Here is an 11,229-nt window from a genome sequence, read left to right as displayed (position 1 = left end):
GGGGGGGCCGCGGCGCGGTGGTATAAAAGACCAATCACCCCCGGTCCGGCGCCCCGCCCCATCGTGTGCGGGCACAGGCCCGGCCGGCCCGAACGCCGCATCGAGAGTTAGATCCCCACGTGCCTACCAGCCCGATCGACGCCGAGGACGCCGGCGCCCCGGCCCGGCGGCTCACGGTCCTCTCCGGCCCCTCCGGGGTGGGCAAGAGCACCGTCGTCAAGAAGCTCCGCGCCGACCACCCCGAGGTCTGGCTGTCGGTCTCGGTCACCACGCGGGCCCCGCGGCCGGGCGAGACCGACGGCGTGGAGTACTTCTTCGCCGCCCCCGAGGAGTTCGACCGCATGGTCGCCGAGGGGCGGATGCTGGAGTGGGCCGAGTTCGCGGGCAACCGCTACGGCACGCCGCGCGCCCCCGTCGAGGAGCGGCTGCGCGCCGGGACCCCCGTCCTGCTGGAGATCGACCTGCAGGGGGCGCGGCAGGTCCGCGCCTCGATGCCGGACTCCTTCCACGTCTTCCTCGCCCCGCCCTCCTGGGAGGAGCTGGTGCGGCGGCTCACCGGCCGCGGCACCGAGCCGCCCGAGGTGGTCCGGCGGCGGCTGGACGCCGCGCGCACCGAGATGGCCGCCGAGAAGGAGTTCGACGCCACGCTCGTCAACACGTCCGTCGAGGACGTCCGCGACGAGCTGCTAGCCTTGATCCAGGCGCCGAGAGTGTGATATCCGGCGCCCGCACCGCCCACCCGGCCCCCGCCCGCGGGGGCCGACGACCGTCCCAGGGGGAACCCACGTGGCTGGTACCGAGCCCGTCGCCGAAGGCATCACCAACCCGCCGATCGACGACCTCCTCGAACTCGTCGACAGCAAGTACAGCCTGGTCACCATGTCCTCCAAGCGGGCCCGGCAGATCAACGCCTACTACGCCCAGCTCGGCGAGGGCCTGCTGGAGTACGTCGGCCCGCTGGTCGAGACCCAGGTCCAGGAGAAGGCGCTGTCCATCGCCCTGCGCGAGGTGAAGGCCGGCCTGCTGACCTCGGAGCCCTACGAGGGAAGCTGAGGCCGCGGCGCGGGGGCCGCGGCCCCCGGGCTAGGGTCCGACCGTGAACACAGACAACGCAGCAGACGCGCCCGAGGTCGTCCTGGGGGTGGGTGCCGGGATCGCCGCCTACAAGGTGTGCGAGGTCCTGCGCCGCTTCACCGAGACCGGGCACCGGGTCCGCGTCGTCCCCACCGCCGACGCCCTGCGCTTCGTGGGCGAGCCCACCTGGGCGGCGCTGTCCGGGCGCCCCGTGGCCACCGGCGTGTGGGACACCGTGCACGAGGTACCGCACGTGCGCCTGGGGCAGGGGGCCGACCTGGTCCTCGTCGCCCCGGCCACCGCGGACCTGCTGGCCAAGGCCGCCCACGGCCTGGCCGACGACCTGCTCACCAACACCCTGCTCACCGCGCGCTGTCCGGTGGTCTTCGCCCCGGCCATGCACACCGAGATGTGGGAGCACCCGGCCACTCAGGCCAACGTCGCCACCCTGCGCGCCCGCGGAGCGGTCGTCCTCACCCCCGACTCGGGCCGCCTGACCGGCGCCGACACCGGGCGCGGGCGGCTGCCCGACCCCGAGGCGCTCTTCGAGTCCGCGCGGGCGGTGCTGCGCCGCGGCCCCGGCCCCGCCGACCTGGCCGGGCGGCACGTCCTGATCACCGCGGGCGGCACCCGCGAGGCCCTCGACCCCGTGCGCTACCTGGGCAACCGCTCCTCCGGGCGGCAGGGGTACGCGCTGGCCGCCACCGCCGCGGCGCGGGGCGCCCGGGTCACCCTGGTCGCCGCCAACACCGAGCTGCCGGGCCCCGCCGGGGCCGACGTGGTGCCGGTGGAGTCCGCCGAGCAGATGCACCGGGCCGTGCTGGAGGCGCGCAAGGAGGCCGACGCCGTGGTCATGGCGGCGGCCGTCGCCGACTTCCGGCCCGCCGCCAGTGCCGAGAGCAAGATCAAGAAGACCGGCGCCGGCCCCGAGCCGCTCGACCTGGCGGTCAACCCCGACATCCTCGCCGAGGTCTCCGCCGACCGCGCGCACGCGGGCCAGGTGGTGGTGGGCTTCGCCGCCGAGACCGACGACGTCCTGGCCAACGGCCGGGCCAAGCTCGCCCGCAAGGGCTGCGACCTGCTCGTGGTCAACCGGGTCGGCGGCGGGCGGGCCTTCGGCACCGAGGAGAACCAGGCGGTCGTCCTGGGGGCCGACGGGGGGTCCACCGAGGTTCCGATGGGTCCCAAGACCGACCTCGCCGACCGCGTGTGGGACCTCGTCGCCGAGCGCCTCGCGGGGACCTGACACGACGCCCCACGTGTTGCGCCGCGGGGAAGCCGTTTCGCTGTACGCTACGAAAACCCCAGCGCAAAGGCATGATCGGAACGGCCTCTGGAACTTTTTATGTGGCTTGCGTCACACTGTGTCCAGGGGCGTCTGAAGTGGGCGTTCCGCGGATCGGCGTCGGTCCGGCACCGTCGCCGGGGCGGCCGAGACGGCCCCATGAGCCCCCCGCGCCCCGAGTGGGGTGGGGAGGGCACCACTACAGTGGATCGAGAAACCAACCCCGTGGGTCGGTAATCGCCGGTGGTCACCCACCAGCCCCCGGCGGAGTTCCGGCCTGGATAGAGACAACTGTCAGCCAGCAGCCGCTGCAAGGAGTCACTTAACGTGTCCCGTCGCCTTTTCACCTCCGAGTCGGTCACCGAAGGCCACCCCGACAAGATGGCCGACCAGATCAGTGACGCGATCCTCGACGCGATGCTGAAGGACGACCCCGCCAGCCGGGTCGCCGTGGAGACTCTGATCACCACCGGCCAGGTGCACATCGCCGGTGAGGTCACCACCAAGACCTACGTGGACATCCCCGAGATCGTCCGTAAGAAGATCCTCGAGATCGGCTACGACTCCTCTGCCAAGGGCTTCGACGGAGACTCCTGCGGGGTCTCGGTCTCCATCGACCAGCAGTCCCCCGACATCGCGCAGGGCGTCGACACCGCCTACGAGGCGCGGGTCGAGAAGGAGGAGGACAAGCTCGCCAGCCAGGGCGCCGGCGACCAGGGCCTGATGTTCGGGTACGCCAACCGCGAGACCCCCGAGCTCATGCCGCTGCCGATCAAGCTCGCCCACGCGCTGTCGCAGCAGCTCTCCAAGGTCCGCCACGACGGCACCGTCCCCTACCTGCGCCCCGACGGCAAGACGCAGGTCACGGTCGAGTACGAGGGCAGCACCCCGGTCCGCCTGGACACCGTCGTGCTGTCCAGCCAGCACGCCCCGGACATCGACCTCAACGAGCTCCTGACGCCGGACGTCAAGGAGCACGTGATCGAGCCGATCGTGTCCCAGTACGGCCTGGAGGCCGACGACTACCGGCTGCTGGTCAACCCGACCGGCCGCTTCGAGATCGGCGGCCCGATGGGCGACGCGGGCCTGACCGGCCGCAAGATCATCGTCGACACCTACGGCGGCTACGCCCGCCACGGCGGCGGCGCCTTCTCCGGCAAGGACCCGTCCAAGGTGGACCGCTCGGCCGCCTACGCCACCCGCTGGGTCGCCAAGAACATCGTCGCGGCCGGCCTGGCCGAGCGCGCCGAGGTCCAGGTGGCCTACGCCATCGGCAAGGCCGCCCCGGTCGGCGTCTTCATCGAGACCTTCGGCACCGAGCAGGTGGCCCCGGACGTCATCGAGAAGGCCGTCAAGGAGGTCTTCGACCTGCGCCCGGCGGCGATCGTGCGGGACCTGGACCTGCTGCGCCCGATCTACTCGGGCACGGCGGCCTACGGCCACTTCGGCCGCGAGGTCCCCGAGTTCACCTGGGAGTCGACCGCCCGCGCCGAGGCCCTGAAGTCCGCGGTCGGCGCCTAAGGGCCCGACCCGGCTCCGCCGGAGCCGAGGAGCGAACGCGCTGGGCCCGCCTCCTGCACGGGAGGCGGGCCCGCGTCGTCGTCCACCGCCCGGGACCGCCCCCGCGGATCCCGGTCCGTCCTGTGCCGTCCGCTGCGCGTCCACGGACCGTCCCCGGTCATGCCTGGGCATTCCGGGGAGGGGCCGGGCCGCGCGTCAGGGCGCCGCCTGCCGCCGCCGTTCCGTCCCGGCCAGGGCCGCCTTCTGCACGGCCTCCAGCGGGCCGTGCCGGAAGCGCCGCAGCCACAGCGCGCTGCCCGCGAGCAGCACCGCGCAGATGGCCGCCCACAGGGCGATCACCCACCAGGGCCCCGTGTCCGCGAAGCGTGCCGCCATGCCCAGGCCGAAGCCGTAGCAGGCCACCATGGCGATGAGGTTCTGGAACACGTATCCGCTGAGGGCGACGCGCCCAAGGTCGGACAGCGCCCGGGTCACCGGCCCGGTCCGGCGTGCCCGGTCCAGGATCAGCCCGACCAGGCCGGCCACCCCGATCGCCGCCACCGGTGCGGCCACGTAGCGCTCGATGAGGAACCAGTCGGAGCCGAGCAGCGAGGCCGCCGTCTTCATCGGGACGCCGATACCGAGCCCCCACACGGCCATGCGGACGCGCAGCCGCCGCCCCTGCGTGCCGGGTGAGAACGCCCCGGCGCGGAAGAGGAACACGCCGCCGAGGAACAGCGCCAGCAGCAGGCCGAAGGTCATGACGGGCTCGATCCGCAGCACCGCGAAGTTCTCCAGCCGCGCTTCGACCTGTTCCAGGTACGCATCCTCGGCGTAGAGGCGGACCAGTTCCGGGTCGGGGCCGCGCCCGCCGGGGCCGCCGCCCGCGGTGCCCGAGGAGGCGGAGAGGAAGGCGGTGGCCACGGCCATCAGCGCCACGTGCACGGTGGCCGCGACGGCGGCCACCGCCACGCGCACACGCGGCCCGCGCGCCAGCAGCCAGGCCGCCACCAGCGCGGTGACGGCGTAGCCCATGAGCACGTCCCAGGCGAACACCAGGGTGAAGTGCACCAGGCCCTCGAAGAACAGGAACAGGGCCCGCCATTTGTAGGGCCCCGGCCAGGGGAGCCCGCGCTTGCGCGCCGACCGGTACTGGACCGCCAGCCCGGCGCCGAACAGCAGCGTGAGCAGGGACAGCGAGGTGCCGTTCATGGCCAGGCGGAACAGCGCCTCGGCGACCGCCCCCGCCCCGGGGTCGGCGGCGGCCGAGGCGAGCGTGGGCGTGTCGAGGTCGAGGATGCCGAGCTCGCCCCCGGGACCGGCGAACAGCCAGACGTTCATGCCGAGGGTCCCAAGGATCGCGAGCCCCCGGAGGACATCGAGCAGCGGCAGGCGCCCGGCCCCCGTGGCACGCTCGGCCCCCTCGGCCGCTTCCGCGGGCGCCCGCCCGGCCTCCTCGGCGGCGTTCCCTGCCCGTCCGGGTGCCGTGGACTCGCCGGACTCCGTCCCGCCCGGTCGTTCGGTGCGCATGCTCATGCGCGGGTTCCCCTCCCCGTCGTCGCGTCGTCGGGGCCGGTTCCGGCCCCGTCACCGACCAGCGTGGCGGGGGAGCGGCGGCCGGGACCTCCTGCGCGCAGCCGAACCCGGCGTACTCGGTTGGAAGTACGGAGAGGGCGACGAAGGGAGGGACACCGACGGACACGCCATCCGTGAGGGCACGAGGCCGGTGCGCGGGTCGGCGTCCGCTGGGACGGTGTCCTTTCTCCGCTGTTGGTCTCGGGGCCGTGCCCGCCCCTCCGGGGACACCGCTACGTGCGGTGCTCGCGGATGGTGCCCCCGGGGGTGGGCGGATGCTCAGGGGCCCAAGCGCCGTCGGCGGGGTCGGCCGGGTCCGACAGGGCCCTCACCACAGGGCGTTCAACGGTGGCGCCCACCCGGTCGGAGAGAGACGACCGCTCCAGAGGAAGCCCCGTTCAGCCTGTCGGACCGCCGTCGGGGGCGTGAGAAGGGTTCTCCTCCGGCACGGGCCGCCGGTCCTGTGCGGCCATCTCCTGTGCGGCCATCGCGAGCAGGACCACGGCGTCGTGCTCGGGCGTGCCGGGGGCGGCCTGGTAGACCAGCATCCGCTGTCCTCCCCCAGGGGTGTCGAGCACCTCGCTCGCGAGGGTGAACCGGCCGATCTCCGGGTGGTGGAACGCGGTCTCGCCGGCGCGTTTGACCCATACCTCGTGTCGGCGCCAGAGGGCGGCGAACGCGCCGTCGGCCGCGGACAGTTCGGCGACCAGAGCGGCGGTCGGCTCCTGGGCGGCCGGTTCGACGGTGCGCAGGTGCGCGACGCAGTTGCGCGCCACCCGGTCCCAGTCGGCGAAGACCGTCTTCGCGGCCGGGTGGAGGAACGTGTACCTGATCGTGTTGCGCTGCGCGGGAGGCCAGTCGCCGAGCCCGGCCAGAAGGGCCAGCCCTTCCGGGTTGGCGGCGAGGACGTCGTTGACCTCGTTGAGCACGTACACCGGACTGGGCCGGACCGATTCCAACAGCAGTCGGAGGCCGGGGCGGGCCGGACGCGGCGCCGCGGGCGGGCGGCGCGGAGTCCGCCCCGCGGTCCGGTCGGCGAGGGCGAGCAGGTGGGCGTGCTCGTCGTCGGTGAGCAGCAGGGCCCGGGCCAGGGCGTTCAGAACCGCGTCGCTGGGCGCGGCCTCGCGGCCCTGCTCGATCCGCGTGTAGTAGTCCGCGCTCACCCCGGCCAGCGTGGCCAGCTCCTCGCGGCGCAGTCCCGGGGTCCGCCGGGTGCCCGGCCCGGTGGGCAGGCCGACGTCGGCCGGGCCGACCCGCCCGCGCCGGATGCGGAGGAACTCCGCCATCGCGTTCATGTCCACGATCATCCCACCGACGGCCCGCGGCCGGGTGGCCCCGTCGCACCCAGGAACCGCGAGGCCTTCCCGGTCCCGGCGGGGCGCCGGAGGCTCGGGGCATGACCGAAGTGATGATCATCGGCGGCGGCTCCGGGATGGGCCTGGCTCTGGCCCGGACCGTGCTCGCCGAAGGAATGGACGTGACGATCGCGGGGCGGTCGGAGGACCGCCTTGCCGCGGCTCAGGCGGAGCTGTCCGCGTACGGGAGGGTCGCCGCGGTCCCGGCGGACATCGGCCGGGAGGAGGACGTGGCCGGGCTGTTCGAGCGGGCGGGGCGGGTGGACCATGTCGTGGTCACCGCGGCGGACGTCACCGGGGTGTACGGCCCGACGGCCGGTGTCGCCACGGCGGCGGCCAGGGCCGTCGTGGACACCAAGCTGCTCGGCGCCTGGCTGGTCGGCAAGTACGCGGCCGGGCGCGTGACCGGGTCGATCACCTACACCTCGGGGATCAACGCCTACCGGCCGAACGGGTCGAACACGATCGTGGCGGCCGCCAACGGCGCGCTCGCGTCCCTGGCGTACGGGCTGGCGGTGGAACTGGCGCCCGTGCGCGTGAACGTGCTCTCCCCGGGGTGGGTGGACACCCCCATTTGGGACAGGATCGGCATGGACCGGCAGGCGGCCTTCACGGAGATGGCCGAACGGCTTCCGGCCCGGCGGATCGGCACGGCCGAGGACATCGCCCGGGCCTTCACGTCGCTGATGGGCAATGGCTACGTCACCGGAACGGTACTGCACGTCGACGGCGGCCACCGCCTCGTGTGAACAGGCCTGTCCCCGCGCCGATCACGGGAGAGGGAGCCCCTGCCGACCGGACCGGAACCGCCTCCCGGGGATGGTGTTCCGCCGAGTGGTGGAACTTTCGCCGGTCGCCACCGCCCTCGGCGGGCGGCTGGAGGTCGACCTCGCCGAAGGGCGGGTCGGCGGTCAAGGCCCAGAGGGTGCGTCCACGCCGCCCGGGTCCGTCACCGGAGGGCCGACCCGGGCGGCGTGGACGCTGTGGTGGCGCAGTCGGCAGCGCAGTCGCGAAGGGCACCGGTGTACGCGGACAGGCGGGGCACAGGCCAGGAGTCTCCGAGGTCGGACAGGCATCCCGCCATACGCGGGGATGCCGTCCCGGTCCGTGCGAGCACACGGCCCAGAGGCTGACGAAGAATGATTTCCGGACGGTGTCCGTGCGGCCGGGGCCGGGGCGGGGCCGTGGCGGCCGTGTCCGTGCAGGGCAGGGCCGCGGTGAACGGCAGCGGGGGCGCCCTTCAGGGAAGGGCGCCCCCGTTCGGCCGTCGTGGACGGGCGGTCACAGGCGTACGGTCGTGCTCCGGACGATCTCGAACACCGGGTGCCGGTGGGCCTCGGCGGCGAACTCCTCCAGCGGCGCGTCGACCGTCGCGTCGAAGTAGGGCCCGACCACGGCCGACCGGGGGTTGTCCAGGTACTCGCGCAGCACCGGGGCCGCGCGCTCGGCGCTCACCTCGGCCACGCTGACCAGCTCGATCCAGCCGCCCCGGCGCAGGGTCGCGAAGCCGTCCTTGCGGATGTTGCGCACCCAGCCGACCTCACCGTAGGGCGCGACGAGGAACCGGCCCTGCTCGTTCTCCAGCAGGTCGATCGGGGTCGACCGGAGGAAGCCCGTGGACCGCCCGCGAGTGGTCAGCAGCCGCGTGTAGGACGGGCCCAGCCCGTACTTCACCAGGCCGGACACGGTCGCGTCGAAGACGCGCCGCATCTTCCCGGCCCGGAACTGCTTGGTGTCGTTCCCCATCGACATCTCCCTCATTCGGCTCACGACCATTGTGCTGGGTGCGCCGGGGCCGGGGCTACTCGCGGGTCATCGGAACGCCGAGACGCCGGTCACCGCCTGCCCGATGCTGAGCGCGTGGATCTCCTCGGTGCCCTCGTAGGTGGCGACCGTCTCCAGGTTGGCCATGTGCCGCATCACCGGGTACTCCAGGGTGATCCCGTTGGCGCCGTGCACCGACCGGGAGGTGCGGGCCACCCGCTGGGCGGCGGCCACGTTGGCGAACTTGCCGAAGCTGACATGGTTGTGGTGGCACTCGCCCCGCTCCTTGAGCCGGCCGATGCGCAGCGCCGTCATCTGCGCCTGGTTCACGTCCACCACCATGTCGGCCAGCTTGCGCTGGGTGAGCTGGAAGCCGCCGATGGCCTGCCCGAACTGCTCGCGGGTCGTGGAGTACTCCAGCGCCGACTCGTAGCAGGCGCGGGCCGCGCCCACCACGCCCCACACGATGCCGTAGCGGGCCTCGTTCAGGCAGGACAGCGGCGAGCCCAGGCCGCGCGAGCCGGGCAGCAGCGCCGAGCCCGGCAGCCGCACCCCCTCCAGCACCAGCTCGGAGGTGATCGAGGCGCGCAGCGACAGCTTGTGCCGGACGGTGTTGGCGGTGAACCCGGGCGTGTCGGCGGGCACCAGGAACCCGCGGATGCCGTCGTCGGTGGCGGCCCACACCACCGCCGCGTCGGCGACCGACCCGTTGGTGATCCACATCTTGGTGCCGTCGAGCACCCAGCCGTCGCCGTCCCGGCGGGCGCGGGTGCGCATCGACCCGGGGTCGCTGCCCGAGTCGGGCTCGGTGAGCCCGAAGCAGCCGATCGCGTCCCCGGCCGCCATCCGCGGCAGCCACTCCCGCTTCTGCTCCTCGGCCCCGAACTTGTGGATCGCCGTCATCGCCAGCGACCCCTGCACCGACACGAAGCTGCGCAGGCCGGAGTCGACGGCCTCCAGCTCCCTGCAGGCCACGCCGTAGGCGACGGGGCCCGCGCCCGCGCAGCCGTAGCCCTCCAGGTGCATGCCGAGCACGCCCAGGGCCCCCAGGCGCTTGGCGAGCCCGCGCGCGTCGGGGATGGTCCCGGCCTCGTACCAGTCGGCGACGTTGGGCAGCAGCCCGTCGGCGGCGAACGCGCGCACCGCGTCGCGGATGTCGCGCTCCTCGTCCTCCAGCTCCCGGTCCAGGGCCAGGAAGTCGCGCGGGTCGGGGGCCGCGGCCTTGCGCTGGTCGCTCATCGGTGGTCCGTCCTTCCGTCGTCGTTCGGGCTGTCGGCCGTGGGGCCGGTCGGTCCTGTCGGGCCGGCGGCGGCACCGGCCTCCGGGTCGGTCTGGCGCACGGCGCCGCGGCCGATCATCGCGGCGATGCCGTCCTCGGCCACGCCCAGCTCGGCCAGGACCTCGCGGGAGTGCTGGCCCAGCAGGGGAGGGGGGAGCGGCGGCGCGCCGCCGCCCCCCGGGGCGCCCGACGCCAGGCGGAACCCGGCGCGGACGGTGTCCAGGGCGCCCGCGGTGGGGTGGTCCACCCGCACCAGGACGTCGTCCCCGGCGGCCTGGGCCGAGCGCACCGCGTCCAGGGGGCCGCGCACCTGCCCGGCGGGGACCCCGGCGGCGGTCAACAGCTTCAGCCACTCGGCGGCGGGGCGGGCGGCCAGTTCGGCCTCCAGCTCGGGGATGAGCGCGCCGCGGTTGCGGATGCGGTCCGGGTTGCCCGTGAATCGCGGGTCGTCCGCCAGGTCGGGGCGCTCCAGCACCGCGCAGAGCCGCTGGAACAGGGCGTCGTTCCCGGCGGCGACCACGATGTCGGCGTCGGCGGTGCCGAACACCTGGTAGGGCACCACGGTGGAGTGGGCGTTGCCCATGCGTGGCGGCTCGGCGCCGGTGACCAGGGCCTGCTGGGCGATGTTGACCAGGCCGGACAGGGCCGAGTTGATCAGGGAGACCTCCACGTGCTCGCCCTCGCCGGTGGCGCGGGCGCGCAGCAGCGCGCCGAGGATCGCCACGGCCGCGTTGAGGCCCGAGAGCACGTCGGTCATGGCCACGCCCACCTTGCTCGGTGGGCCGTCGGGCTCGCCGGTGATGCCCATCAGGCCGCTCTCGGCCTGCACCAGCACGTCGAAGGCGGGGCGGTCGGCGGGGGTGTGCTCGGGGCCGAAGCCGCTGATGGAGCAGTACACCACGGCCGGGTTGCGCTCGCTGACGTCGCCGTAGCCCAGGCCCAGGCGCTCGGCGACGCCCGGGCGGAAGTTCTGGATCACCACGTCGGACCGGGCGCACAGCTCCTGGACGGCGGCCCGGCCGTCGGGGTCCTTGACGTCCACGGCCAGGCTGCGCTTGCCGCGGTTGACGGCGAGGTAGTAGGCGGCCTCCCCGCCCGCGTGCGGCGGCCCCCAGGCGCGGGTGTCGTCGCCGCGGCCGGGGTGCTCCACCTTCACCACCTCCGCCCCCAGGTCGGCCAGGAGCATGGTGGCATAGGGCCCGGCGAGGACCCGGGACAGGTCGGCGACGCGGATCCCGGCCAGCGGCCCCTCCCGGGCAGGGGCGCCGTCCGGCCGCTCCCGCCCGGCCCGTGCCTCCCGCCCGGCCCGTGCCTCCTGTCCGCCCCGGCCGTTCTGCTCGGTGCGCTCGCTCCGGTCGTGCCCGGTCGCGTCGTCGCGGTTCGTCTCGCTCATCCCT

At 74.2% G+C, this 11,229-nt stretch carries 10 protein-coding genes; 5 read left to right on the top strand and 5 right to left on the bottom strand.

Features of this window, described 5'->3' with window-relative positions; all coding sequences use genetic code 11:
- Positions 1-119: 119 nt before the first annotated feature.
- The 4 genes from gmk (at position 120) to metK (ending at position 3,880) form a co-directional block, all read left to right on the top strand.
- On the top strand, positions 120-716 hold the full coding sequence (gene gmk / locus O4J56_RS23910; protein ID WP_270688825.1) for a guanylate kinase: 597 nt from the start codon (positions 120-122) through the stop codon (positions 714-716).
- 70 nt (positions 717-786) lie between these two features.
- Positions 787-1,053: a DNA-directed RNA polymerase subunit omega gene (rpoZ, locus tag O4J56_RS23905; protein WP_017622265.1), complete on the top strand. Its 267-nt coding sequence runs from the start codon at positions 787-789 to the stop codon at positions 1,051-1,053.
- Positions 1,054-1,096: 43 nt separating this feature from the next.
- Positions 1,097-2,320 (top strand): bifunctional phosphopantothenoylcysteine decarboxylase/phosphopantothenate--cysteine ligase CoaBC, encoded by a 1,224-nt coding sequence (coaBC, locus tag O4J56_RS23900; RefSeq protein ID WP_270688824.1) that lies wholly within the window; start codon positions 1,097-1,099, stop codon positions 2,318-2,320.
- Positions 2,321-2,686: 366 nt separating this feature from the next.
- Positions 2,687-3,880 carry a methionine adenosyltransferase gene (gene metK, locus O4J56_RS23895; RefSeq protein ID WP_270688822.1) on the top strand — a complete coding sequence of 398 codons (1,194 nt, stop codon included), beginning with the start codon at positions 2,687-2,689 and terminating at the stop codon, positions 3,878-3,880.
- A 195-nt stretch (positions 3,881-4,075) separates the two neighbouring features.
- Here metK and O4J56_RS23890 read toward each other — a convergent pair whose 3' ends face one another.
- Both O4J56_RS23890 and O4J56_RS23885 read right to left on the bottom strand, forming a co-directional pair.
- A complete protein-coding gene (locus O4J56_RS23890; RefSeq protein ID WP_270688820.1) occupies positions 4,076-5,395 on the bottom strand; it encodes a DUF418 domain-containing protein in 1,320 nt (439 codons plus the stop codon).
- Between the two features lie 437 nt (positions 5,396-5,832).
- Positions 5,833-6,729, bottom strand: coding sequence for a helix-turn-helix domain-containing protein (locus tag O4J56_RS23885; RefSeq protein WP_270688818.1), 897 nt, complete (start codon positions 6,727-6,729; stop codon positions 5,833-5,835).
- Between the two features lie 101 nt (positions 6,730-6,830).
- On the opposite strand from O4J56_RS23885, the gene O4J56_RS23880 reads away from it, so the two are divergent.
- A complete protein-coding gene (locus tag O4J56_RS23880; RefSeq protein WP_270688816.1) occupies positions 6,831-7,538 on the top strand; it encodes an SDR family oxidoreductase in 708 nt (235 codons plus the stop codon).
- Positions 7,539-8,070: 532 nt separating this feature from the next.
- Here the strand turns inward: O4J56_RS23880 and O4J56_RS23875 are convergent.
- The 3 genes from O4J56_RS23875 to O4J56_RS23865 form a co-directional block, all read right to left on the bottom strand.
- Positions 8,071-8,535: a nitroreductase/quinone reductase family protein gene (locus O4J56_RS23875; RefSeq protein WP_270688814.1), complete on the bottom strand. Its 465-nt coding sequence runs from the start codon at positions 8,533-8,535 to the stop codon at positions 8,071-8,073.
- Between the two features lie 66 nt (positions 8,536-8,601).
- On the bottom strand, positions 8,602-9,792 hold the full coding sequence (locus O4J56_RS23870) for an acyl-CoA dehydrogenase family protein (RefSeq protein ID WP_270688812.1): 1,191 nt from the start codon (positions 9,790-9,792) through the stop codon (positions 8,602-8,604).
- Entirely contained in the window at positions 9,789-11,225 is a 1,437-nt protein-coding gene (locus tag O4J56_RS23865) for a CaiB/BaiF CoA transferase family protein (protein WP_270688811.1), read from the bottom strand. The genes O4J56_RS23870 and O4J56_RS23865 overlap by 4 nt, the downstream gene beginning before the upstream one ends.
- Positions 11,226-11,229: the final 4 nt, after the last annotated feature.

The organism is Nocardiopsis endophytica, from assembly GCF_027706725.1.
GTDB lineage: Bacteria > Actinomycetota > Actinomycetes > Streptosporangiales > Streptosporangiaceae > Nocardiopsis_A > Nocardiopsis_A endophytica.
Note: the sequence above shows the minus strand (reverse complement) of the source record. Positions and strands in the feature narration are given on the sequence as shown.

What these genes read in the sequence shown, in the direction of transcription:
- O4J56_RS23890 (WP_270688820.1), bottom strand. Translation starts at nt 5,395, where the DNA reads ATGAGCATGCGCACCGAACGACCGGGCGGGACGGAGTCCGGCGAGTCC.
- O4J56_RS23885 (WP_270688818.1), bottom strand. Translation starts at nt 6,729, where the DNA reads ATGAACGCGATGGCGGAGTTCCTCCGCATCCGGCGCGGGCGGGTCGGC.
- O4J56_RS23880 (WP_270688816.1), top strand. Translation starts at nt 6,831, where the DNA reads ATGACCGAAGTGATGATCATCGGCGGCGGCTCCGGGATGGGCCTGGCT.
- O4J56_RS23875 (WP_270688814.1), bottom strand. Translation starts at nt 8,535, where the DNA reads ATGGGGAACGACACCAAGCAGTTCCGGGCCGGGAAGATGCGGCGCGTC.
- O4J56_RS23870 (WP_270688812.1), bottom strand. Translation starts at nt 9,792, where the DNA reads ATGAGCGACCAGCGCAAGGCCGCGGCCCCCGACCCGCGCGACTTCCTG.
- O4J56_RS23865 (WP_270688811.1), bottom strand. Translation starts at nt 11,225, where the DNA reads ATGAGCGAGACGAACCGCGACGACGCGACCGGGCACGACCGGAGCGAG.